This is a genomic window from Micromonospora lupini str. Lupac 08 (genome assembly GCF_000297395.2).
Lineage (GTDB): Bacteria > Actinomycetota > Actinomycetes > Mycobacteriales > Micromonosporaceae > Micromonospora > Micromonospora lupini.
In genome coordinates, this window is the sequence record NZ_HF570108.1 from 3094552 (window position 1) to 3119399 (window position 24848).

The following is a 24848-nucleotide window of genomic DNA, read 5'->3' on the forward strand; positions in this document are numbered from 1 at the left end:
CATGCGCATCACCGGGTATCGAACCCTCACCACGGTCCAGGAGTGGGGCCGGCCCGTCGGGGACGCCAACGGCGTGTTCCCCGACGGCGTCACGACGGTGCCGATCACCATCGTCGAGACCGACGGGGGGATCAGCGGCGTCGGCCTGGGACCGCACGTGGAGATCGAGAAGATCTTCCCGGCCATCGAGGGGGAAGATCCCCGCGCGGTGAGCACCCTGTACGACCGGATGCTCCGGCACACCTTCAAGGCCGGTCACGGCGGCCCGGTGTTCGGGACGATCGGCGCGCTGGACACGGCCCTGTGGGACATCAAGGCGCAGCTCGCGGGTGAGCCGCTCTGGCGGCTGCTCGGCGGGCGGGACCGACGCGTCCCCGCCTACGCGTCCGGCCTCGACATCGGTCTGACCGACGACGAGCTCGTCGCCGAGTACGAGGTCTACGCCGGGTACGGCCTGCGTGCCGCGAAGCTCAAGGGCGGCCTCGACATTGAACGGGACCGGCACCGGCTCGGCCTCGTGCGGGACGTGCTGACCGAGGCGGGTCACGGCCGGCGGCCCGGTCTGATGCTCGACGTCAACGAGGCGTGGTCGCGCAAGCAGGCCGTCCGGCACGTGGCCGAGCTGGAACGCACCCTCGATCTGATCTGGATCGAGGAGCCGGTCCGCCGCTGGGACGCCGAGGGTCTGGCCGCCGTCGGCCGGGGCGTTCGCGCCTCGGTCGCCACCGGCGAGAACCTCACCGGGCTGGAGCAGTACCGCCCGCTGATCGGGGCGGGCGCGGTCGACATCGTCCAGATGGCCGCCGTCTGGGGCGTCACCCACTTCCTGCGGGTGGCGGCCCTGGCACATGCCCACGACCTGCCGGTCAGCCCCATCGGCAACATCCCCGTCGGGCTGCTGCACGCCGCCACCTCGGTGCCGAACCACCTGGTCAGCGAACTACAGGATCTGCGGCCGCCGGCGGGCATCGGCCTCGACCTGCACGTCGAGGACGGCGCGTTCATCCTCGGCGACGCGCCGGGCCTGGGCATCCGGATCGACGAGGTGGCGATCGCGGCAGCCGGACACCGAGCCGGCAGCCCGGCCTCCCAGAGCCCGAACGTCCGACCGGAGCGTGCGGGCAAACGCCTGCTGGCGGTGGCCGAGCACATGCCCACCGCCGGGCCGGTCCGGGTCGAGGCCCTTCTCGCCGACGCCGTCGCCGGGCAGAACGACGTGGCGCCCCTGCGGCACTGAACCTCGAACCACCGCATCCCCCACCGAAAGGAATCCGAGTGTCTCCCTCGCTCGTACCCTCCAGACGGACCTCCGCGGCGGTCGCCGCCGTGCTCGTGGCCGGTGCCCTCGCCGGTCCGCTCGCCACACCGGCCGGCGCCGCCCGACCGAGCCAGACGATCGTCGTGGCCCCCACCGGGGCGAAGAACGCCACCGACAAGGGCCCCGCCAGCGCCGGTCGTCCGCTGGCCACCCTGGCCGAGGCGCAGCGGCGTGCCCGCACGGCGGCCGCGAGGGGCGACCGGGACGTCACCGTCCACCTGCTCGACGGCACCTACCGACTGACCGCGCCGCTGCGCTTCGACGCCGCCGACTCCGGCCGCGACGGGCACGTGGTGACCTGGCGGGCGGCCCGCGGCGCGAAGCCCGTCCTCAGCGGTGCCCGGCCGGTCACCGGGTGGCAGCTCGACGACGCCGGGACCGGCGTCTACCGGGCCCAGGTCGGCATCGGGTTCGACAGCCGGCAGCTCTACGTCGACGGCGTGCTGGCCCAGCGGGCCCGACTGCCGCTGGCGCGGACCGACATCACGCTGAACGCGACCGGCTTCACGGTGCACAACCCGCGGTTGTCCTACCTGGACACGCTGCCCGACCAGCAGCGGATCGACTTCCAGGCGATGCTGTCGTTCACCAACAGGTTCGCACCGGTGCAGAGCATCTCCGGCAGCACTGTGGTCATGCAGCAACCGGCCTGGGACAACAACACCTACGGGTACGACACCGTCCAGTCCCCGCTGCGCACGCCGACGTTCTCCCTGCTGAACTCCAAGCGTTTCCTCGACGAGCCCGGCGAGTGGTACCTGGACAACACGGCCGGCACGCTCTACTACAAGCCGCTCCCGGGCCAGGACCTGGCGCGGTCGCGTGTCGAGCTGCCCCGGCTGGAGTCCCTGGTCCAGGTCGGCGGCAGCTACGACGCCCCGGCCCGTAACCTGCGGTTCGAGGGCCTGACGTTCACCGGCACCACGTGGCTGCACCCGAGCACGTCCGACGGGTACGCCAACCAGCAGACCGGCGTCTTCATCTCCGGCGTCCAACCGGACCGGCCGGCCGACGCGTTCACCTCCTGCGACTTCGGCTGTCGGGGCTTCGAGGGATCGCGGAACAACTGGGCGCAGACGGCCGCGGCGGTGCAGGTGTCGGCGGCCGAGGGCATCCACTTCGCCGGCAACACCTTCGTGAACCTGGGCTCGGTGGGCATCGGCATCGGCAACGACGCCAACGCCACCGCGAGCGGTGTGGGGCTGGGCGCGCACGACGTCTCGGTCGTGGGCAGCACGTTCACCGCGAGCGCGGGCGGTGGGATCGTGGTCGGTGGCGTCCGCCCCGACGCCCACCACCCCAGCGACCCCCGCGCGACCAACCGGGACATCCTGATCGGCAACAACCGGGTCTACTCCACCTCGCGGGAGTACCTGGACCAGGACGCGATCTTCGCCAGCTACGTCACCCGGCTGACGATCGAGCACAACTACGTCTCCGACATGCCGTACACCGGCATCGGGCTCGGCTACGGCTGGGGCGCCAACGACCCCGGCGGCAGCCCAGAGTACCTCAACCGTGGGCTCTACGACTTCCAGCCGATCTACGACACCCCGACCACCCTCGGCGACGTACGGGTCGTCGGCAACATCGTGCGCAACGTCGTGCAGACCATGTTCGACGCCGGCTGCATCTATACCCTGTCGGCGATGCCCCGCAGCACCATCGACGAGAACCTGTGCGAGAACAGCGGGCAGTTGGGCCTGTACTTCGACGAGGGTTCCCGCTACCTCAGCGCGTCCCGCAACGTCTTCGTCAACACGGCCGGGCAGTGGGCGCACGCCAACAACCAGAACGGCAACCGCACCGGTGACCTCACGCTGATCGGCAACTGGGCGACGAACGGGGCCATCACCGGTCTCGTCAACGGCAGCCGTGGCAACGTCGTGCGGGACAACGTCACCATTCCCGCCGGCAACATCCCGATCGAGGCCAGCCGGGTGATCTACCAGGCCGGTCCGACCGGACCGTACCGCGGTGCCGCCGACGAGCGACGCCCCCCGGTCGGCGCCGTCCTCACCGCCGACCCGGCCAGCGTGAGCGCCGGCGGCACGACGACTGTCACCCTGACCGTCGAGAACCTCGGTGACCGGCCCGCGACCGGCGTACGGCCGACGATCGTCGTACCCGAGGGATGGCGGGCCGTGCCGACCGGCAGGCCGGCACGGACGGCGCTGCCCGGCGGCGCCTCGACCACCGCGTCCTGGCGCGTCACCGCGCCCGCGTCGTTCCCGGCGCCGGTCAGCCGGGCCGCGGTCACCGCGACGGTGGGCTTCCGGGCCGAGGGCACGTCGTACGCGCCGAGCCGGTCGCTGACGTTGACCGCGCTCAACCCGCTGACCTCGCTCAAGGGGCACGGCTCGGTGCCGAGCCAGTTCGCCGAGGCCGACTCGGGGTACGCCATCCTGACCTCCGGGGCCGACATCTGGCAGGACTCCGGTGGGTCGTTCGACGAGTACGGCGCGATCTACGCCGACGACGCCGCCGGCGCGACCACGACGGTGACGGCGCGGGTCACCGCGCTGGACAACACCAACTCCTGGGCCAAGGCGGGCGTCGCCCTGCGCAACGACCTGACCGGGTCGGGCTCGTCGCCGGGGTACGCCGTCCTGGTGGTCACGCCCGGCAACGGTGTGGCCTTCCAGTGGGACGCCGACGGCAACGGCTACCTGGACTCGTTCAGCGGGGCCGGAGGGGTCCGGGCGCCCGCCTGGGTGCGCCTCGTGCGTTCCGGCGACACGGTCAGTGGGTACTACTCCACGAACGGCACGGACTGGACCAGGGTCGGCCAGGCGGTGACCCTGCCGGGCATCGCCGCGACACAGGACGCCGGCCTGATCGCCACGTCGCACGCCTCCGGCGTGACCGGCCAGTTCAGCTTCAGCGACTTCCAGGTGAGCTGACGATCTTCGGTCGTGGGCGCGTCGTCACGGCGACGTGCCCACGACCGCGTTCCTGCACAGGTAATCAACGACGTTGAGCGGAGCAACAGTGAAGGCAGTTGTCTACCGGGGTGCGCGTGATCTCGGGATCGAGGACCGCGCCCCCGAACCGCCGGGCCCCGGCCAGGTGCGGATCGCGGTGGCGTACACCGGGATCTGCGGCACGGACCTGCACATCTTTCACGGCGACATGGACGCCCGGGTGGGCGCGTCGGCGGTGATCGGGCACGAGATGTCCGGCCGGGTCGCCGCGCTTGGCGACGGCGTCAGCGGCTTGACCGTCGGGCAGCCCGTCACCGTGATGCCGACCCGCGCCTGCGGCAAGTGCCCGGCGTGCCGCCGTGGCAACTCGCACATCTGCCACGCCATGAACTTTCTCGGCATCGACTCGCCAGGCGCGATGCAGTCGTCGTGGACGGTGCCGGCCGACCTGGTGCTTCCGCTCCCCGACGACCTGCCGTTGGACCACGCGGCGCTCGTCGAGCCGGTCGCGGTCGCGGTGCACGACGTCGGACGGGCGAAGGTGACGTCCGGCGAGCACGTGGTCGTCGTCGGTGGCGGCCCGGTGGGCGTCCTCATCGCGGCCGTCGCCCGGGCGCGTGGGGCGGAGGTCCTGCTCGTCGAGCCGGACGGCTTCCGGCGCGGGGTCGCGTCGGGGATCGGGATCGAGGTCGTGGACCCGGGTCCGACCGATGTGGTGGCGCTCGTCAACGAGCGGACCGGGGGCGCTGGCGCGGACGTCGCGTTCGAGGTGTCCGGCTCGGCCGCCGGGGTCGGCACGGCCGTGGACGTGCTGACCACCCGGGGTCGGCTGGTGATGGTGGCGATCCACCCGCAGCCGCGTCCGGTGAACCTGCACCGGTTCTTCTGGCGCGAGTTGGAGCTGCTGGGCGCGCGGTTGTACCAGCGCGAGGACGTGGTGGAGGCGATCCGGCTGGTCGCGGCGGGCGTCATCCCCGCCCAGGAGCTGATCTCCCGGGTGCTCCCCGTGGCCGGCGTCACGGACGCGTTCACGGCTCTGGAAGGTGGCGGCGGCGTCATGAAGGTGCTGCTCGACTGGCAGGAGGAGGCCCGATGAGCGCCCTGTTCGACCTGACGGGACGTACGGCGTTGGTGACCGGCGCCCGGCGCGGGATCGGCCTGGCGATGGCGGAGGCCCTGGCGGCGGCCGGCGCGGACATCATCGGGGTGTCGGCGCAGTTGGAGCCCGAGGGCAGTGAGGTGCAGCGGCGGGTCGAGGCGGCCGGTCGCCGCTTCACCGGCATCCGCACGGACCTGGGTGACCGGGCCGCGGTGTACCGGTTGGCCGAGGAGGCCGCGGCGGTGGCACCGGTGGACATCCTCGTGAACAACGGTGGCACGATCGCCCGGGCGCCGGCCGCGGAGCACCCGGACGAGATGTGGGACCGGGTGTTGCAGGTGAACCTGTCCAGCCAGTTCGTGTTGAGCCGGGAGATCGGTCGAGGGATGCTCGACCGCGGCCACGGCAAGATCATCTTCACCGCCTCGCTGCTCAGCTTCCAGGGCGGCATCAACGTCGCGAGCTACACCGCGGCGAAGTCCGGCCTCGCCGGGCTCACCAAGGCCCTGTCCAACGAGTGGGCGGGCCGCGGGGTGAACGTCAACGCGATCGCGCCCGGGTACATCGCCACCGACAACACCCAGGCGCTCCGCGACGACCCCGAGCGCAACGACGCGATCCTGGGCCGGATCCCGGCCGGCCGGTGGGGACGCGCCGACGACCTGGCCGGCGCCACCGTGTTCCTGGCCGCCGCGGCCTCGGACTACGTGCACGGCACCGTCCTGCCCGTCGACGGCGGGTGGTTGGGCCGATGACGCAGACCACGCCTCCCGGACGCCCCGGCATCGTCGACGCGCACCACCACCTCTGGGTCCGTGCGCGACACCCGCAACCCTGGATCGACCCGGACACGATGGCCGCGATCGACAACGACTTCACCCCGGCGGACCTCGCCCCGGCGGCACGGGCCGCAGGCGTCACCGAGACCGTCGTCGTGCAGTCCATCGCCTCCGTGGCGGAGACGGAGCACCTGCTGGGCATCGCGGCCGACGACCCGCTCATCAGCGGGGTCGTCGGCTGGGTCAACCTCACCGCCGACGACATCGACGAGCGCCTCGACCGGCTCCGCGCGGCGCGCGGCGGGGAGCGGTTGGTCAGCATCCGGCACCTCGTCCAGTCCGAACCCGACCCGGCGTACCTCGACCGACGCGACGTCCGGCGGGGCATCGCGGCGGTCGGCGCGGCCGGCCTCGCCTACGACCTGCTGGTCCGCGACCACCAGCTGCCGGCGGCCACCCGGCTCGTCCGCGACCTGCCCGAGGTGTCGTTCGTCCTGGACCACCTCGGCAAACCGGCGCTCGGAACGGGGGGCCTCGGCGAATGGCCGGCCCGCCTGCGGTCGCTCGCCGCCGAACCGAACGTCACCGCGAAGCTCTCCGGTCTGGTGACCGAGGTGGACGGCTCGTCCTGGACGGCCGACGACCTGCGGCCCGCCGTCGACCACGCGCTCGACGCGTTCGGCCCGGACCGGCTCATGTTCGGCTCGGACTGGCCGGTGTGCCTGCTCGCCAGCTCCTACACCCGGTGGGTCGCCGTGCTCGCCGACCTGCTGGAACCACTCGGTGACCAGGAGCAGGCGGCGATCTGGCGGGACACCGCCCACCGTGCGTACCGGCTGGAGGCGTCATGACGAGCCGGGCGCTGCCCCACCGGCCGGCGGTCCGTCTCACCGCGCTGGGCTTCGGCGCCGCGCAGGGCGGCAGCCTGTACCGGGCGACGTCGGGCGAGGAGTTCGCCGGCGCCGTCGACGCCGCCTGGGCCGCCGGCATCCGGTACTTCGACACCGCGCCGCACTACGGGCTCGGCCTGTCCGAGCGGCGGCTGGGCGCCGCGCTGCGGTCCCGGCCGCGCGACGAGTACGTGGTGTCGACGAAGGTCGGGCGGCTGCTCGTACCCTCGCCGGAGACCGCGGGGGAGCGCGACTCGGAGGGCTTCGACGTGCCGGCCGACCACCGGCGGGTCTGGGACTTCAGCCGCGACGGCGTACGCCGGTCGTTGGAGGCCAGCCTGGAACGCACCGGCCTGGACCGCGTGGACGTGGTGTACCTGCACGACCCGGACGACCACTGGGAGCAGGCGGCGACCGAGGCGGTGCCCGCGCTGGTGGAGCTGCGTGACCAGGGCGTCATCGGCGCGATCGGCGCCGGCATGAACCAGTCGGCGATGCTGGCCCGGTTCGTCGAGGAGACCGACATCGACGTGGTCATGTGCGCCGGCCGGTACACCCTTCTCGAACAGGGCGCGCTTGACGACCTGCTGCCCGCCGCGCAGGCCCGTGGGGTCGGCGTGGTGATCGCCGGGGTCTACAACTCGGGGCTGCTGGCCCGCGACGAGCCGCCGGCGGACGCGGTCTACAACTATCAGCAGGCGCCGCCGGAGGTGATCGAGCGGGCCCGGCGGATCGCGGCGGTCTGCCAGGCGCACGGCGTCACGTTGCCGCAGGCGGCGTTGGCGTTCGTCCGCCGGCATCCGGCAGTGGTCTCGACGGTGGTCGGCCTGCGCGACGCCGCCCAGGTGACCGAGACCCTGCGCCGGTGGGACGCGGACGTGCCGGAGCAGCTCTGGGCGGCGCTGCGCGACGCCGGGCTGCTCGACGGGTGACGACACGCCTGTGAAACGCGGTGCGCCGGCCACCCGATCCTCTTCGATCGGGTGGCCGGCGCCTTTTCGGAGCTACGGCCTGATCGCTAGACCGCGGTGAACCGCCACTGCTGGTTGGTGGCGCTGTGGCAGCCCCACTGCAACAGCCGGGCCCCGTCGGCAGTCGAGGCGCCGTTGACATCCACGCAGAGCCCGCTGAGCGCGCTCTTGACCGTGTAGACCCCTGTGGTGCCGGTCGCCGTCACGGTGAACTTCTGCTGGTTGGAGTTGGTGCAGGTGCTGTGTTGCAGGTAGGCGCCCTGTGCGGTGGAGCCGCCGACGACGTCGAGGCACTTGCCGCTGTGCACCGCCTTGAGGTAGACGGCGCCGTTGCCGGCGTCCACCGCCTGCCACTTCTGGTTGTTGCCACCGGTGGCCGCCCACTGCACGACCTGGGCGCCGTCGGCGGTGGAGTTGCCGCTGACGTCCATCAACTTGCCGCTGTGCTGCGCCGCGACGGTCCAGGTCCGGCCGGCGATCCCGCCGCCGCCGGTGCTGGGGACCCCCACGCCGTTGCCACCGAAGGTGAACGCGTCGAGGTCGAACCAGTTGGCCGTGGAGCCCTTGAACACCATGTAGAGCGTGTGCGTCCCGGACAGGGCCGCCACGGACACCGGGGACGTGGACTGGTAGTTGTCCCAGCCGCCGGTGCTGGGCACCGCCGTGGTGGCCAGCAGGGTGCCGGTCGGCGAGTCGGCCCGCAGCTCGATGGAACCTCCACCGCTCGGGGACGACAGCCGGTAGCTGACGTTACTGATGCCCGACAGGCTCATCGGGTTGAACGCCACCCAGTCGTTGTTGGCGATTTCACCGACGCGCTTGCCGCTCTCCGCCGCGGTCTGGTCGATGATCCGGACGCCGGACTGGCTGCTGAAGTACTCGGCCTGCTTGTGCTTCGGCTGCAGGATCGCCGTCGCGTAGCCGGTCAGTGGCGCCGCCCCGCCCGTGCCACCGTCGTCGGTGTAGCGGGCGTTGAGCACGTAGTACAGGTTCGCGCCTTCGGGGTGCCCGCCGAGCAGGTCGGTGGAGATGGTGCCCGAGCAGCCCGGGTACTCAGTGGTCTCGTGCGCGTGGTCGTCGTGGCCGAGCGCCGGGTTGACGAACACCTTCGAGCAGTCGATGGCCGCGCCGCCGGGGTCGGAGACGCTTACCGTGTACGAGACCTTGTCGCCGAAGTTCAGCATGCCGCCGTTGGGCGGCACCGTGATGGTGACGACCGGGGCGGTGTTGCCGACGGTGATCTGCACGTTGGCGAAGCCGGTCCTGCCGGTGTTGTCGGTGACCTTCAGCTGCGCCGTGTAGTTGCCGTTGGTGGTGTAGGTGTGCGCCGGGTTGGCCGCCGTGGACGTGCCGCCGTCACCGAAGGTCCACTGGTAGCTCAGGGTGTTGCCGGCGTCCGGGTCCGCCGTGCCGGCGCTGCTGAACTGGACGGTCAGCGGGGCGCTGCCGCTGGTGGGCGTGCCGACGGCCTTCGCGATCGGTGAGCGTCCACCCTGGATGTAGTCGATGCGGTAGAGCCCGGAGTCGTTGTTGCCACCGCCGAAGTTGGAGCCCCACTCCAGCAGGTAGAGCGAGCCGTCCGGGCCGAACTCCATGTCCATCGGCTTGTTGAAGTTGCCGCCGGGCAGGAACGAGTTGGTCCGGGTGACAGCCGTCGACGAGTCGAAGTGCGTCTCCTTGATGTAGTTGCGCGACCACTCGTAGAAGAAGTGCACGCCGTCGTAGTAGGCCGGGAACTTCGTCGCCGACGGGTTCGCCGCGTTGTAGCGGTAGACCGGCCCACCCATCGGCGCCGACCCGCCGGAGCCCAGCTCCGGGAAGGTCGTCGACGCGGGGTAGCCGTACCAGATGTTGGGCGAGACGATCGGCTTGAGGTTGACCAGGCCGGTGTTGTTGGGCGAGTTGTTGACCGGGGCGTTGCAGTTGAACTTCGCCCCGACGACGCCGGTGTCCGGGTTGAACGGCGCGTACGGCTGGTTGTTGCCGTGGCAGAACGGCCAGCCGTAGTTGCCGGGGGTCTTGATCACGTTGAGCTCGACGAGCCCCTCGGGACCCCGGTTGGTCGTCGGCGGGTTGCGGTCGGGGCCGTAGTCGGCCAGGTAGACCCAGCCGGTGGCCGGGTCGATCGAGAAGCGGAACGGGTTGCGGAAGCCCATGGCGTAGACCTCGGGTCGGGTCTGCGCCGTGCCCTGGGGGTAGAGGTTGCCCGTCGGGATGGTGTAGCCACCGCTGGCCGACGGCGTGATGCGCAGCAGCTTGCCGCGCAGGTCGTTGGTGTTGCCGGCGGAGCGGGCGGCGTCCAGGTTGGCCTTGCCCGACCGCCAGTCCAGCGGCGCGTAGCCCTGCCAGTTGGGGTCGAGGTTGGGCGGGGTGTCGTCGCCGGTGCCGATGTAGAGGTTGCCGTCCGGGCCGAACTCGATGTAGCCACCGGTGTGGCCGGGCTCGGCGAAGGTCCGGTCCCGGTACGCCGGGATGTCGATGATCCGGGCCTCGGTGGCCAGGTTCAGGGTGTCACCGGTGAGCGTGAAGCGGGAGACCCGGTTGACGTCGGTCGTGCTGCTCGCCGGCGAGTGGTAGACGTACACGTATCCGTTGCTGGCGAAAGCCGGGTCTATCGCGACGCCGGTGAGGCCGTCCTCACCGCCGGTGTAGACGCTCAGCGTGGCGGCGGTGACGGTGCTGTTCGTGCTCGGCTTGAAGATCTTCACCTGTCCGCCGCGCTGGACGTAGAGCACGCGGCCGTCCGGCAGCACGGCCAGCGCCATCGGGTCGGCGGTGTTGTCGTCCAGGGTGCGCTTCTCGAAGTTGCTCCAGACGGTGCCGCCACAGTCACCGGGCTGGTTGCCGGCGGCCCACTTGACGCCTCCGAGGACGTGGTTGCGGAAGTTCGTCTCGCTGTAGGACTCGATCGCGTGGCCCATCGCGGTGGCCCACACCCGGCCGCCGCCGGCGTTGCGGCACCACGAGATCGGGTGGTCCGGGCCCATCGCCCGGGCGCCCGGGTTGTACGTGCGCTCGTCGGCGGTCACCAGGACGTGCACGTTGCCGCGCGGGTTGGCGTCGAAGTTGTACCACTCCTCGCTGCGGTTCCAGCGGTCCGGCAGACCGGTCGTCGACGGGTGCTGCTTGTCGGCGACGATGGCGGTGCCGGGCAGCACGCCGGGGGAGTGCTCGGGCATGTGGGCGCCGCCGTTGAGGGTCTGGTCCCACCAGGGGTACTCACCCTCGATGCCCATGTCCAGGGCGTTGTGGATGCCGACGATTCCCTTGCCGCTGGCCAGGTAACCCTCCACGGCCTGGCGCTGGGCTGCCGAGGTCCAGACCATGCCGGAGGTCTGGAACATGATGATGACGTCGAAGGTGGCGAGGTTGGCGGGCGTGAAGACGCTCGAGTCCTCGGTCGCCACCAGCTCGAAGTTGTTCGCGGCAGCCTGCTGCTGGAACATGGAGATACCGGCGGGGATCGAGTCGTGCCGGTAGCCGGCGGTCTTGGTGAACAACAGGGCGCGGAAGGCCGGGGCGGCCGACGCCGGCGGGGCCAGGCCGAGGGCCACTAACAGGCCGACGATCATTCCTATGATGATGGTGGGGCGACGCATGCCGTCTCCTAGGTGTGGGCGGGCAACTCCGTTTGCGAGCACGGGTCCGGCACGCGCCAGGTTGTGCCTGGGCGCGCGTGGGCCACGAATGTGCTGATCGCGGTCGTCGTGCCGTCCGCCGAAACGGCAGTCAGCCCCGCAGGACGTCACACAGCGTGACGTGGGCTGTGTGCTCGTCCAAGGTCTGCGAGGTCAGGATGGGCTATCCACTGATGACTGTCAATGTAACGTCGAGCGTCTGATGTTACCCCCGGGTAGGAGTGGTCGAGTCTGACCTGCCTGAGCCGACAGTCGAGCCGATCGAGTGCCGGGCCTGGCAGTCGCCGCAGATCGAGGATTGCGGAGCCGCATCCAAACATCTATCTTCATACGTGTGATGTTTCCTCGATGTCAAGGAAATGTTTGCACCATAAAAACGCAAGTTCTGCAGAGAGCTACAAAAGTACGTCGCTCAGCGCGTCGAACGGCCTACGGACCGGCGTACGGATCTCGTCGATGACTACTATGTGTGAGGGCTATCGGGATGGCAGATCCACCACCGGCACCGTTGCTGGCCCTGCGGGGCATCGGCAAGTCCTTTCTCGGTGTGCGCGTCCTCGACGGGGTCGACCTCGACGTGGCGGCGGGCGAGGTCCACGCGGTCGTCGGTGAGAACGGCGCCGGGAAGTCGACGCTCATGAAGATCGTCTCGGGTGGGTACGCCCCGGACGAGGGCACCGTCGAGTTCGCCGGTCGACCGCGTGCCTTCCACGGCCCCCGCGACGCGCAGCGGGCCGGGGTCGGCATCATCCACCAGGAGTTCAACCTGCTGCCCGAGCGCACCGTCGCGGAGAACGTCTATCTCGGCCACGAGCCGGTCCGGCGCGGGCTGGTCGACCGCCGCGAGATGCTCGACCGCACCCGGCGCCTGCTGGCCTCGATCGGGGAGACCGCGCTGCCGGCCGACTCCCGGGTGGGGCGGCTCGGCGTCGCCCAGCAACAGGTCGTCGAGATCGCCAAGGCGCTCGCCCTGGACGCGCGGCTGCTCATCATGGACGAGCCGACCGCAGCGCTGGCGGACCAGGAGGTCGAGCTGCTCTACGGTCTGGTACGCCGGCTCCAGGAACGCGGCATCGGCCTGCTCTACGTGTCGCACCGGCTCACCGAGGTCTTCGACCTGTCCAGCCGGATCACGGTCCTCAAGGACGGTCGCCGGGTGACCACAGTGAACACCGCGCAGACCACCGCCGACGAGCTGGTGCGGCACATGGTCGGCCGCGAGCTGTCCAGCTACTACCCGCAGCGGGCCGGCCCCGACGACCGCGGGCCGGTGCGCCTCACCGTCCGCGGCGGGGGCAACCGCAAGCTGCGCGGGGTGGACCTCGAGTTGCGCGCCGGCGAGGTGCTCGGCATCGGCGGCCTGCAGGGTTCCGGACGATCGGCGCTGGCCCGTGCGCTCTTCGGGGTGGCCCCGTTCACGACAGGGGACGTGGAGCTCGACGGCGAACCGGTGCGGCTGCGCTCGCCGCGCGCCGCGATGCGGGCGGGCATCGCGTACGTCACCGAGGACCGCAAGGGTGAGGGCATCGTGGCCCGACAGTCGGTGCTGGACAACGCGCTGCTCGCCAGCCGGGCCGTGTTCGCGGCGCGGTCCGGTCGCGCCGCCCGCACCGCACGGGTGCGTGAACTGCTCGACGCCGTGGAGGTCCGCGCCGCCGGCGACGACCAGGAGATCCGCTTCCTCTCCGGCGGCAACCAGCAGAAGGTCGTCCTGGCCCGGTGGCTCGCGCTGACACCACGGATCCTGCTCTTCGACGAGCCGACCCGGGGCATCGACGTGGGCGCGAAGTCGGCCATCCACGATCTCGTCCGGCGCCTGGCGACCGACGGCGCGGCCGTTCTGATGATCTCGTCGGAGTTGCCGGAACTGCTCGGCATGAGCGACCGCATCGTCGTCCTGCGCGACGGCCGGATCGCGGGCGAGCTGCCCGCCGGCGCGACCGAGGAAGAGGTCGTCGCCCTCGCGGTCGGCGCCGTCCGGGAGGCCGCCGCGTGAGCGCGAGGAGTGAGCCGGGTCTGCGAGCCCGGCAGTCGCGAATGGAGACGGCCCGATGAGCGCGAGGAGTGAGCCGGGTCTGCGAGCCCCGCAGTCGCGAATGGAGACGGCACCGTGACCGCCCTGTCGCTTCGTCCGGCCCGGCACGCCGTACCGGGTGTGTTCGTGGCCCTGGCCCTCACCCTGGTGATCGGTTGGCTGGTCGTACTGCTCGACGGCGGGCAGCTCTTCAACCAGTCGACGACTGTGAGTCTGCTGCACGTCGCCGCGGGCCTCGGGCTCGTCGCCGTCGGGCAGACCCTTGTCATCCTCGGTGGTTCGCTCGACCTCTCCGTGGCGTTCGTGATCAGCCTGAGCACCCTCGTGGCGGCCGAGGCGATGAACGGCAGCGACGGCGCGATGCTCCCGGCGATCGGGCTCGCGCTCGCGATCAGCGCCGCCGTCGGGCTGCTCAACGGGTTGCTCGTCACCAAGGCGCGGATCAACGCGTTCATCGCGACCCTCGGCGTCGGGTTGCTGCTCAAGGGCTACCTCGACAACGGCTACGACGGCCCGGCCGGCGAGAGCGCCCCGGCTCTCGTGCGGACTCTCGGATACCAACGGGTCGGTCCGGTCCCGCTGTCCTTCGTGCTGCTGCTCGCCGTGACCGCGGCGGCCTGGTTCGCGCTGTCGCGGACCCGCTTCGGCCACCACCTGGTGGCCGTCGGCGGCGACCCGGAGGTCGCCCGGCTCTCCGGCGTCCGCAACGACCGGGTCCTCATCACCGCCCACGTGCTGTGTTCCCTCTGCGCCGGTCTGGCCGGCGTCTACCTGGCCAGCCGACTCGGCTCCGGCGCCCCACGGGTGGGCACCGAGGGGCTCTACGACCTGGAGTCGATCGCCGCGGTGGTCCTCGGCGGCACCGCCCTCGCGGGCGGGCGTGGGGGAGTCCTCGGCACGGTCGGCGGCGTGCTGCTGCTCGCCAGCATCGACGCGGTCTTCAACCAGCTCGAGGTGGACGCGTTCTTCAAGCAGGTGATCCGCGGCGTGATCATCATCGCCGCGGTCGCCGTCTACGCCCGACGGGCCATGCGAAAGGCGGGGTCCTGACCATGCGGGTCGCCGAACGTCGTCCGCTGCCGCTGCGGATCCGTACCGACGGGATCGCGCCGATCGTCGCGCTCCTGACGGTCCTGCTGATCCTGATCGCGTTCGTCCAGCCCGACTTCCTCGCGCCGTCGTCGCTGATGTCGTTCCTCGGGCGGTCGGCACCGATCATCCTGCTCGCCGCCGGTCAGTACTTCGTGATCGTCTGTGGAGAGTTCGACCTCTCCGTCGGCTCGCTGGTCACCGCGCAGGTCGTCGTCGCCGCCCGGCTCATCGACAGCGACCCCTCGCGCACCTGGCCGGTGGTCGTGCTGCTGCTCGCCGGCGGCGCGCTCGTCGGGTTGGTAAACGGCCTGGTGACCACCGTGCTGCGGGTGCCGTCCTTCATCACCACTCTCGGCATGTTCCTGATCCTCGTCGGCGCCGTGTACCTGTGGTCCGACGGCGCCCCCAAGGGCGGGCTCTCCGAGGAGTTCCGCCGCTTCGGCCGACGCGCCATCGAGGATGTGCCGCTGCTGGGCCGGATCCCGTACGCGCTGCTCGTCCTGGTGGTCGTCGCCGCCATCGCCGTCGTGCTGACGCGCTCCGACTTCGGTCGCACACTTGTCGCCGTCGGCGACAATCCGCGCACCGCCGAGCTGAGCGGTGTACGGGTCGTGCGTACCAAGACGATCGCGTTCATGCTCAGCGGTCTCGCGGCGGCGGTCGCGGCGATCCTCCTGGGCGGGTACAGCGGCGTGTCGTTCCAGGCCGGCGTCGGCCTGGAGTTCGGGGCGATCACCGCGGTCGTGCTCGGTGGGGTCGCCCTCGGCGGCGGCCGCGGCTCGGTCGTCGGGGCGATGCTCGGCGCCCTGACCCTCGAGACGCTCTTCGCGTTGATGAACTTCGCCGGCGTCTCCGGCGCTCTCAGATCCACCGTCCAGGGCGTGATCATCCTGCTCGCCGTGGCGGTCTCTTCCCTGCGTTCCTCCTCCTCCCGATAAAGGTGATTCGATGAGACGATCCATGACCGCACTGGCCGCGGTGAGTGTCCTGGTGCTCGCGGGATGTGCCACCGACGAGCCGACCGCGTCCCCCTCCGGCACCGCCTCCGCGGCGGCCGGATCGGGGACCGGCGAGCAGTCCAAGTTCTTCGTGCAGGCCGACTACGACAACGAGCTGGCGCTGCTCGACGCCACACCGACGGGCCCGGCCGACAAGCCGTGGGAGCAGGTGCTCAACCCGAAGATGGTGGACACCGCGAAGTACAAGAAGCCCGGCAAGCACAAGATCTGCTTCTCCAACGCGGCACTGAACAACCCCTGGCGGCAGGTCGGGTTCAAGACCATGCAGGCCGAGGTCGAGGCGCAGAAGAGCCGGATCAGCGAGTTCGTGCACGTCGACGCCGAGGGCAAGGACCAGAAGCAGATCGCCGACATCAACGATCTGCTCGGCAAGAAGTGCGACGCCCTCATCGTCTCGCCGAACACCACCGCCACGCTCACCCCGGCGGTCGAGGCGGCCTGTCAGGCGGGCCTTCCGGTGGTCGTCTTCGACCGGGGGGTCAACACCACCTGTCCGGTGACCTTCATCAACCCGGTGGGCGGCTACGGCTTCGGCCACGTGGGCGCGGAGTTCGTCAGCCAGAAGATGAAGCCCGGCGGCAAGGTGCTGGCCCTGCGCATCCTGCCCGGCGTCGACGTGCTGGAGACCCGCTGGTCGGCCGCGAAGATCGCCCTGGACAAGGCGAAGGTCAACGTCGTCGGGGTCGAGTTCACCGACGGCGACCCGGCCAAGACCAAGAAGATCGTGAACGACTACATCCAGCGGTACGGCACGATCGACGGGGTCTGGATGGACGCCGGAGCGGTCGCCGTGGCGGCGGTCGAGGCGTTCCAGGACGCCGGCAAACCCGTACCGCCGATCAACGGTGAGGACCAGCTCGACTTCCTGAAGCTGTGGAAGGACAAGAAGCTCACCGCCATCGCGCCGACGTATCCGACGTACCAGTGGCGGACGCCGATCATCGCCGCGCTGAACATCCTCGACGGCACCCAGGTGTCCAACCCGTGGAAGCTGCCGCAGCCGACGATCACCCAGGACAACCTGGACCAGTACCTCGACGCCAGCATGCCGCCGCTGCACTACGCGATGTGCGGCTGCACCGACCTGCCGGGCTACCCCCAGCGCTGGAAGTAGGTTCGCGGTGTACGCCATCGGCGTCAACCCCTGGGTGTGGGCCTCGCCAGTCGACGACGAGGCCCTCGCCGAGCTGATCCCGCGGATCGCCTCGTTCGGGTTCGACGCGGTCGAACTGCCGATCGAGCAGCCCGGCGACTGGGACCCGGTGCGCACCCGGGACCTGCTGGCCGCGCACGGCCTCGTCGCGGCCGGCGTCTGCGCGGTCACTCCGCCCGGGCGGGACCTGGTGGACGCCGCCCCGGCCGTCGTCGAGTCGACAGTCGCGTACCTCATGGGGTGTGTGGCGAGCGCGGCGGCCGTGGGCGCGCCGTGTGTCGGTGGGCCGGTGTACGCCGCGGTCGGTCGCACCTGGCGGATGTCGCTGGCGGAGCGCGCGGCGTGCTACGCCGACTTTCGGCGGGCCCTGACGCCGGTGGCCGAGCGGGCCGGCGAGTGCGGCGTGAGCATCGGTGTCGAGGCGTTGAACCGCTACGAGACGAGCGTTGTCAACACCATCGAGCAGACGGTCGACCTGATCGACGGCCTGCCACCGAACGTCGGCATCATGATCGACACCTATCACATGAACATCGAGGAGGCCGACCCCTACGCCGCGCTCGCGCTGGCCGGCCCGCACATCAAGCACGTCCAGGTCAGCGGCACCGACCGTGGCGCCCCGGGCAGGGATCATTTCGACTGGCCCCGCTTCTTCACCGTCCTGCGGGGCACCGGTTACCAGGGTGCGGTCTGCATCGAGTCGTTCACTGCCGACAACGCGACAATCGCCACCGCGGCGTCGATCTGGCGTCCCCTGGCCCCCTCGCAGGACCGCCTCGCCGTCGACGGCCTGCACCACCTGCGGAAGGTCGTCGCATGACCCGGCGACGGCCGGCCCGTGGTGTTAGCGCTAACGCCCACCCCCCGAACCCGCCTCGCTGAGGCGTATCCCCCACCACCCCCGTCACCCCCAGGAGACCGTCCCATGTCCGTCCCAACAGCCATCGCCGTGGCGCGCCGGCTTCTCGCCGGCGCCGCCGCGGTGGCGGTGACCGCTCTGGTCGCCGTGACCGCCTCGGCGTCCCCGGCCCTGGCGGCCACCACCACTCTCTACGCGTCCCCCACCGGCACCGGCACCACCTGCACGTCCGCCCAACCGTGTTCGTTGACGGCCGCGCAGACCGCCGTGCGGTCGCTCAACAGCACGATGTCCGGCGACATCGTCGTGGAGCTGGCCGACGGCGTCTACCGGCTCGCGGCGCCGTTCCGGCTGACCGCCGCCGACTCCGGTAACAACGGCTACCAGGTGATCTGGCGGGCCGCGGCCTCGGCCCGCCCGACGATCAGCGGCGCCCGGGCGGTCACCGGGTGGTCCCTCGTCGACTCCGGCAAGAACATCTGGCGGGCCAGTGTCCCGGCCGGGCTCGACAGCCGCCAGCTCTACGTCAACGGCGCCATCGCCACCCGGGCGCGCACGGCCGTGAACCGGTCCGACTTCACGTTCACCACGTCCGGCATGCGGTTCAGCAACAGCGCGCTGAGCTACCTCAACAACGTCGGGAACCAGAACCGGGTCGAGGTGGAGAGCGTCGGCTCGTTCACCGACCGGTACTCGCCGGTGCAGAGCATCAGCGGCAACTTCCTGACCATGCAGCAGCCGGCCTGGAACAACAACACCTTCGGCTTCGACACCCTGTCCCGCCCGCACCGGGCCGGACCGTTCTACCTGGAGAACGCGTACGAGTTCCTCGACTCGCCGGGGGAGTGGTACCTCAACCCCGGCAGCGGTCAGCTCAACTACATCCCCCTCTCCGGGCAGAACATGAGCTCCGTCAGCGTGGAGCTGCCGCAGCTCCAGTCCCTGGTCAACGTCGGCGGCACCTACGACGCGCCGGCGCACCACATCTCGTTCAGCGGGATCACCTTCACCGGCACCAGCTGGCTCGGTCCGAGCAGCAGCAACGGTTTCGCCGACCAGCAGACCGGCGCGCACATCGTCGGCACCTGGGCACGTCCGTCCGACGCGTTGACCTCCTGCCAGGAGGGCTGCCCGCTGTTCGAGGCCACCCGCCCGAGCTGGGCCCAGATGCCGGCGGCCGTGCAGGTCTCCGCCGCCAACACCATCGCCTTCAGTGACTCGCAGTTCGTCAACCTGGGGCAGACGGCCATCGGTATCGGCAACGACGCCAACGCCCACGCCAGCGGCGTCGGCCTCGGTGTCGACAACATCACGGTCACCCGCTCCGAGATCGCCCGCAACTCGGCCGGCGGCGTCGTGGTCGGCGGCGTGCGCGCCGACGCCCACCACCCCAGCGACCAGCGGATGGTCAACCGGAACGTCACGATCAGCAACAACCGGGTGCACGATCTCGGTCTGGAGTACCGCGGCGTGGTCTCGATCCTGACCACCTACGTGAACACCTCGCTGGTCTCGCACAACGAGGTCTACAACATGCCGTACACCGGCATGTCGGTCGGCTACGGCTGGGGCGCCAACGACGCGGGCGGCAGCCAGCACTACGCGAACCGGGGTCTGTACAACTACCAGCCCCGCTACTCGACGGCGACCACCGCGGCCAACAACCAGGTCGTCGGCAACTACGTGCACGACGTCATGCAGCAGATGACCGACGGCGGGTGCATCTACACGCTGTCGGCGAACCCCGGCGGGTCCATCACCCAGAACTACTGCCTGCGGACCAACGGCTGGTTCGGGCTCTACTTCGACGAGGGCTCGCGCTACTACACCGCCCGCAACAACGTGTTCTCGTCCACCGGCACCTGGGCCACCGCCAACTACTTCTACGCCGAGAACATGGGCAACTTCACGGTCACCAACAACTGGTCGACCAACGGCAGCACGAACGTGACCAACGGCGACCGCGGCAACGTGGTCAACAGCAACACCACTGTCTCGAACGGCGCCTGGCCGTCGGGCGCGCAGACGGTCATCAACTCCGCCGGCGTGCAGAGCGGCGGCAGCACCAACCCGCAGAACGTGCAGCTCGTCGGCGTCCAGTCGGGTCGTTGCGCCGAGATCGGCAACTCCAGCACCACCAACGGCACGCAGGCCCAGATCTGGGACTGCATCAGTAACGCCACCAACCAGCGGTGGACCCATACCGCGAGCCGCCAGCTCATGGTCTACGGCACGAAGTGCCTGGACGCCTCCGGCCAGGGCACCGTCAACGGCACGAAGGTCGTGATCTGGGACTGCAACGGCGGCACCAACCAGCAGTGGAACGTCAACGCCAACGGCACGATCACCGGCGTGCAGTCGGGTCTCTGCCTGGACGCCAACGGCGCCGCGACGGCGAACGGCACGAAGTTGATCCTCTGGGCCTGCAGCGGCGGCACCAACCAGCAGTGGCAGTTGCGCAGCTGACATCTGGTTCGCCCCGGCCGGCCGCACCCCGGCCGGGGCGACCCGGCAGCAGGCCCCCACTGGCCGGGGCCCACCAATTGCTGCCGGTCATCGACCAGCGGCTGTGTTAACGCTAACCGAACAGGTCACCCCCCGTCCCCACGGGTGTCCAGCAAGGGAGTGAATTCATGGAATCCAACGGCGCGGTTCATTCCGTCGCCCCGCCGCAGCGTCGCTGGCGGTCGGGACTGGCCGCCGTGGCGGCGACGGTGCTCGCCGCCGGCACCCTCGTCGCGGTGAACGCGACGCCCGCGGCCGCGGCGACTGTGGACACCAACGCCTGGTACGTCCTGGTCAACCGCAACAGCGGCAAGGCGCTCGACGTGTACGGCCAGTCCACCAGCGACGGCGCGCGGATCACCCAGTGGACGCGCAACAACGGCACCAACCAGCAGTGGCAGTTCGTGGATTCCGGCGGCGGCTTCTACCGGTTGAAGTCGCGACTCTCCGGCAAGGTCCTCGACGTCACCGGCGCGTCGACCACCGACGGGGCGGCGATCGTGCAGTGGACCGACAACAACGCCTCCAACCAGCAGTTCCGGCTGGCCGACTCCGACGCCGGAAACGTGCGGCTGATCGGCCGGCAGAGCGGCAAGGCCGTGGAGGTCCAGGGCGCCTCGACCGCCGACGGCGCCAACGTCGTCCAGTACGCCGACACGGGCGGCGCCAACCAGCAGTGGCAGCTGGCCAAGGTGTCCGGTGACACCGGCACCGGTGGAGGGTGCGGCAAGAGCCCCACGCTGGCCAGCGGCACCCACACGATCCAGAGCAACGGCAAGAGCCGCAGCTTCATCCTGCGGGTTCCCGCCAACTACAACAACAGCACCCGCTACCGGTTGATCTTCGCCTTCCACTGGCGGGGCGGTACCGCGGCCGAGGTCAACTCGGGTGGCACGAGTGGGACTCCGTGGTCGTACTACGGGCAGCAGGAGCAGTCGAACAACACCGCGATCCTCGTCGCGCCGCAGGGTCTCGGCAACGGCTGGGCCAACTCCGGCGGCGAGGACATCACCTTCGTCGACGACATGATCCGGTTGATCGAGGGCAGCCTCTGCGTCAACACGACGCAGCGTTTCGCGCTCGGCTTCAGCTACGGCGGGGGCATGAGCTACGCGCTGGCGTGTGCGCGGGCGAACGTGTTCCGGGCGGTGGCGGTCTTCAGCGGCGCCCAGCTCAGCGGGTGCAGCGGCGGCACGCAGCCCATCGCGTACTTCGGTCTGCACGGCATCACCGACTCGGTGCTCAACATCTCCTCGGGTCGGTCGTTGCGGGACACGTTCGTCCGCAACAACGGCTGCACCGCGCAGAGTCCGCGGGAGCCGGCCTCGGGCAGTCGCACCCACATCACCACCGCCTACTCCGGGTGCCGGGCCGGATATCCGGTGCAGTGGGCGGCGTTCGACAACGGCCACATGCCGGGGCCGGTGGACGGCACGTACGCCGAGAGCGGCATCACGACCTGGACCAAGGGCGAGGTGTGGCGGTTCTTTTCGCAGTTCTAGCGATCCCGCTCGGCGACCGCGACCTCGTCGCGCCGACGCCTGAGCGTCGACGCGCGGTGGCCGGTTGACGGCTCGCCGGCAGGGGCGGCGTCCGGTCACGCGACCGGGGCCGCCCCTGTTGTCGTTGGGGACCAGCACCTCGATACATGGAAGTAGTTGAATTCAACGTAACGGCTCCGTAATATGACCGGCGTCCGCTGTTAACGCTAACAGTGGCCCCGTAGACATCATGACGCCCGCCTCATCCGGGCCGCTGTCCCTGGTGGACGGCATCACGAAGGGATGCTCCCGCATGAAGCGAAACGTCCGAGCCCGGTACTGGGGGCGGGCGGCGGCGGCCGGGCTGCTCGTGGCCGCCGCCCTCGTGGGCCTGCGCGCCCCCGCGGCCCAGGCGCTGGAGAACGGCACCGCCCGGACACCCCCGATGGGGTGGAACAGCTGGAACTCGTTCGGTTGCAACATCAACGAGGGGCTGATCCGGCAGACGGCGGATGCGATGGTCAGCAACGGCATGCGCGATCTGGGCTACCAGTACGTCGTGGTCGACGACTGCTGGTTCAACCCGAACCGCGACAGCTCCGGCAACCTCCAGGGGGATCCGACCCGGTTTCCCAGCGGGATGAAGGCGCTCGGCGACTACCTGCACGCGCGAGGGTTGAAGTTCGGCCTCTACCAGGTGCCCGTCGACAAGACCTGCGCCCAGTACTTCAACAGCTACCCGGGCGCGACGGGCAGCCAGGGCCACGAGGCACAGGACGCGCGGCAGTTCGCCGCCTGGGGCGTCGACTACCTCAAGTACGACTGGTGCTCCCCGAACGGCAGCATCAACGACCAGGTCACCACGTTCGCCAAGATGCGTGACGCGCTGGCCGCGACCGGCCGGCCGATCCTCTACAGCATCAACCCCAACAGCATCCACGCCAAGACCGGTCCGCAGCGCAACTGGGGCGACGTGGCGAACATCTGGCGGACCACCGAGGACATCACCAACGCGTGGGACACCGGGCAGACCAACGGTTACCCGATGGGCATCCAGAACATCATCAACGTCACCGTCCCCCTGGCGTCGTACGCGCGACCGGGTTCGTTCACCGACCCGGACATGATGGAGGTCGGCCGGGGCGGCATGAACGACACGGAGATGCGCAGCCACTTCGCCATGTGGGCCGTCATGGCGTCGCCGCTGATCGCCGGCAACGACGTGCGCAACATGAACGCCGCGACGCAGACCATCCTCAAGAACGCCAACCTGATCGCCATCAACCAGGACTCCCTCGGGTTGCAGGGCAGCCAGGTCTCGTTCGACGGCACCCGTCGGGTGCTCGCCAAGCGGCTGGCCAACGGTGACGTCGCCGTCGCCCTGCTCAACCAGGGCGCCTCGACCACGACGATCTCGACCACCGCCGCCGCGGTGGGCAAGTCGGGCAGCTCGTTCACCCTGGTGGACGCCTGGAGCAACGCCGCCACCACCAGCACGGGCAGCATCTCGGCAAGCGTTCCGGCGCACGGCACTGTGGTGTACCGGGTCAGCGGCGGCGGCACCAGCACCCCGCCTCCCACCACGCCTCCGCCCGCGACCACGTCCTTCGCGCTGGCCAGCGTCGCCTCGGGTCGGTGCCTGGACGTCCCGGCGAGCAACACCACCAACGGCACCCAGCCGGTGATCTGGGACTGCAACGGGGCCGCCAACCAGCGCTGGACCGCCAACGGGCAGACCCTCCAGTCGCTCGGCAAGTGCCTGGACGCGCCCACCAACGCCACGGCCGGCACCAAGGTCCAGATCTGGGACTGCAACGGCGGGGCCAACCAGCGGTGGACCGTCAACTCGAACGGGACGATCAGCGGGGCCCAGTCCGGCCTGTGCCTCGACGTCAACAACAACGGGACCGCCAACGGCACCACGGTGCTGCTCTGGTCCTGCACCGGAGCCACCAACCAGCGCTGGACGCAGCGCTAGCGGCAGTGGTGACAGGTCCGGGCCGGGGCGACGTCGTCCCGGCCCGGACCTGTGTCGTCGGGTGGGATCGATGCCCGCCGCGCCGACGACCGAGTGCGCAGAACCGTCCGCGCGTCAGGTCGCGTCGATCGCCGCCGTCGCGTCGAGGGTCAGCCCGGTCGACGCGTGGTAGCGCACCGGGATGGGATCGGTGAGTTCGCCGACGAACGTCCCGTCGACGTGGTCGAGGAAGCCGATGAGAGACCAGTCGCCCGCCGGTCCGGGGAGCAGCCGGGGCGCGTACAGGTGCGGGTGCGTGACCGGCCGGGCGGCCGCGACGTCCCACGGGCCGCGGACGCTCTGCCCGGTCGCCACCCAGATCCGGTGGTCGTCGCGCCGGGCGCTGACCGTCGCGTCGGTGGAGAACAGCAGCAGGGGTTGCCCGTCGACGACCGCGACCTGGGGCACCTCCAGGTGACCGAACCCCGCAGGCGTCGACAGCGGCGGCCGGACGGTCCAGGTGAGCAGGTCGGGGGAGGTGGCGTGACCGACGACGCCCCGCGTGTCCGCCGCACCCGTGTCGGCGCGTGCCGTGATCAGCATGTGCCAGCCGTCGCCGTCCGGGTCGGGGAAGACCCAGGGATCGCGCCACGCCTGCTCGTACCACAGGTCGGTGTCGAGCAGCTCGTACCACGTCGGGTCGGCCTGCGCGACCGGCTCGGAACCGTGTCGGTGCCAGGTCGTCAGGTCGTCGGAGACGGCGAGACCGATCCGTTGGACGAGCCCGTCCTCGGCGCGGGAGACCCCGGTGTAGTACAGGTACCACCGACCGTCCGGGCCGCGCACGGTGCACCCGGTCCAGGTCGCGAGGTCGTCCCAGGCCGGCGCGTCGGCGGGGACGACGGCGTCGGCGACCAGCTGCCACGTGCGCAGGTCCGTCGAGACGGCGTGGCCGATCGAGGCGCGGCGGTGGCGGCGGTGCGGGTCGTGCAGGGCGCGGGAGGCGCGCAGGAAGAACACGTGCCAGAGGCCGTTGTCGTCCCGCGCGTACCAGCTGTCCCACACCCAGTGGTCGGCTAGACGAAGCATGGCCGGAAACGTAGCACTAAACCGGTTTAGCGGACGAGG

At 70.5% G+C, this 24848-nt stretch carries 14 protein-coding genes and 2 pseudogenes; 14 read left to right on the forward strand and 2 right to left on the reverse strand.

The window, feature by feature from the left end; all coding sequences use genetic code 11:
- Position 1 precedes the first annotated feature (1 nt).
- From MILUP08_RS15225 to MILUP08_RS15250, 6 genes are all read left to right on the forward strand, one after another.
- Complete coding sequence (locus MILUP08_RS15225) at positions 2–1237, forward strand: mandelate racemase/muconate lactonizing enzyme family protein (RefSeq protein WP_007459149.1); 1236 nt, start codon at positions 2–4, stop codon at positions 1235–1237.
- A gap of 38 nt (positions 1238–1275) precedes the next feature.
- Positions 1276–4221 carry an NEW3 domain-containing protein gene (locus tag MILUP08_RS15230; RefSeq protein WP_007459153.1) on the forward strand — a complete coding sequence of 982 codons (2946 nt, stop codon included), beginning with the start codon at positions 1276–1278 and terminating at the stop codon, positions 4219–4221.
- A gap of 88 nt (positions 4222–4309) precedes the next feature.
- On the forward strand, positions 4310–5338 hold the full coding sequence (locus MILUP08_RS15235) for a zinc-dependent alcohol dehydrogenase (protein ID WP_007459155.1): 1029 nt from the start codon (positions 4310–4312) through the stop codon (positions 5336–5338).
- Positions 5335–6096, forward strand: a complete 762-nt coding sequence (locus MILUP08_RS15240; protein WP_007459157.1) for an SDR family oxidoreductase — start codon at positions 5335–5337, stop codon at positions 6094–6096. The genes MILUP08_RS15235 and MILUP08_RS15240 overlap by 4 nt, the downstream gene beginning before the upstream one ends.
- Entirely contained in the window at positions 6093–6971 is an 879-nt protein-coding gene (locus MILUP08_RS15245) for an amidohydrolase family protein (RefSeq protein ID WP_007459159.1), read from the forward strand. Before MILUP08_RS15240 ends, MILUP08_RS15245 begins: the two co-directional genes overlap by 4 nt.
- A complete protein-coding gene (locus MILUP08_RS15250) occupies positions 6968–7942 on the forward strand; it encodes an aldo/keto reductase (RefSeq protein WP_007459161.1) in 975 nt (324 codons plus the stop codon). The genes MILUP08_RS15245 and MILUP08_RS15250 overlap by 4 nt, the downstream gene beginning before the upstream one ends.
- Positions 7943–8028: 86 nt before the next feature.
- On the opposite strand, the gene MILUP08_RS15255 is transcribed toward MILUP08_RS15250, so the two are convergent.
- Positions 8029–11580: a ThuA domain-containing protein gene (locus MILUP08_RS15255; RefSeq protein ID WP_007459163.1), complete on the reverse strand. Its 3552-nt coding sequence runs from the start codon at positions 11578–11580 to the stop codon at positions 8029–8031.
- A gap of 523 nt (positions 11581–12103) precedes the next feature.
- Between MILUP08_RS15255 and MILUP08_RS15260 the strand changes: the two genes are divergently transcribed.
- The 8 genes and pseudogenes from MILUP08_RS15260 (at position 12104) to MILUP08_RS15295 (ending at position 23741) form a co-directional block, all read left to right on the forward strand.
- On the forward strand, positions 12104–13615 hold the full coding sequence (locus tag MILUP08_RS15260) for a sugar ABC transporter ATP-binding protein (RefSeq protein WP_007459166.1): 1512 nt from the start codon (positions 12104–12106) through the stop codon (positions 13613–13615).
- Between the two features lie 114 nt (positions 13616–13729).
- A complete protein-coding gene (locus MILUP08_RS15265; RefSeq protein ID WP_007459168.1) occupies positions 13730–14704 on the forward strand; it encodes an ABC transporter permease in 975 nt (324 codons plus the stop codon).
- 2 nt (positions 14705–14706) lie between these two features.
- Entirely contained in the window at positions 14707–15684 is a 978-nt protein-coding gene (locus MILUP08_RS15270) for an ABC transporter permease (RefSeq protein WP_007459170.1), read from the forward strand.
- Positions 15685–15694: 10 nt separating this feature from the next.
- Positions 15695–16879, forward strand: coding sequence for a substrate-binding domain-containing protein (locus MILUP08_RS15275; protein ID WP_237747081.1), 1185 nt, complete (start codon positions 15695–15697; stop codon positions 16877–16879).
- 7 nt (positions 16880–16886) lie between these two features.
- Positions 16887–17738: a sugar phosphate isomerase/epimerase family protein gene (locus MILUP08_RS15280; protein WP_007459174.1), complete on the forward strand. Its 852-nt coding sequence runs from the start codon at positions 16887–16889 to the stop codon at positions 17736–17738.
- A gap of 105 nt (positions 17739–17843) precedes the next feature.
- Complete coding sequence (locus MILUP08_RS15285; protein WP_007459176.1) at positions 17844–20243, forward strand: RICIN domain-containing protein; 2400 nt, start codon at positions 17844–17846, stop codon at positions 20241–20243.
- A gap of 167 nt (positions 20244–20410) precedes the next feature.
- A pseudogene (locus tag MILUP08_RS37310) lies at positions 20411–21781 on the forward strand (RICIN domain-containing protein); the annotation flags it as partial.
- A 295-nt stretch (positions 21782–22076) separates the two neighbouring features.
- Positions 22077–23741 (forward strand): glycoside hydrolase family 27 protein, encoded by a 1665-nt coding sequence (locus MILUP08_RS15295; RefSeq protein ID WP_039906057.1) that lies wholly within the window; start codon positions 22077–22079, stop codon positions 23739–23741.
- 114 nt (positions 23742–23855) lie between these two features.
- On the opposite strand, the pseudogene MILUP08_RS15300 reads toward MILUP08_RS15295, so the two are convergent.
- Positions 23856–24818 (reverse strand): annotated as a pseudogene (locus MILUP08_RS15300) (family 43 glycosylhydrolase); the annotation flags it as partial.
- Positions 24819–24848: the final 30 nt, after the last annotated feature.

Bases quoted from the DNA above. Each gene is read 5' to 3' on its own strand.
- MILUP08_RS15225 (WP_007459149.1), top strand. From the start codon at position 2: ATGCGCATCACCGGGTATCGAACCCTCACCACGGTCCAGGAGTGGGGC.
- MILUP08_RS15240 (WP_007459157.1), top strand. From the start codon at position 5,335: ATGAGCGCCCTGTTCGACCTGACGGGACGTACGGCGTTGGTGACCGGC.
- MILUP08_RS15245 (WP_007459159.1), top strand. From the start codon at position 6,093: ATGACGCAGACCACGCCTCCCGGACGCCCCGGCATCGTCGACGCGCAC.
- MILUP08_RS15250 (WP_007459161.1), top strand. From the start codon at position 6,968: ATGACGAGCCGGGCGCTGCCCCACCGGCCGGCGGTCCGTCTCACCGCG.
- MILUP08_RS15255 (WP_007459163.1), bottom strand. From the start codon at position 11,580: ATGCGTCGCCCCACCATCATCATAGGAATGATCGTCGGCCTGTTAGTG.
- MILUP08_RS15260 (WP_007459166.1), top strand. From the start codon at position 12,104: ATGGCAGATCCACCACCGGCACCGTTGCTGGCCCTGCGGGGCATCGGC.
- MILUP08_RS15270 (WP_007459170.1), top strand. From the start codon at position 14,707: ATGCGGGTCGCCGAACGTCGTCCGCTGCCGCTGCGGATCCGTACCGAC.
- MILUP08_RS15275 (WP_237747081.1), top strand. From the start codon at position 15,695: ATGAGACGATCCATGACCGCACTGGCCGCGGTGAGTGTCCTGGTGCTC.
- MILUP08_RS15285 (WP_007459176.1), top strand. From the start codon at position 17,844: ATGTCCGTCCCAACAGCCATCGCCGTGGCGCGCCGGCTTCTCGCCGGC.
- MILUP08_RS15295 (WP_039906057.1), top strand. From the start codon at position 22,077: ATGAAGCGAAACGTCCGAGCCCGGTACTGGGGGCGGGCGGCGGCGGCC.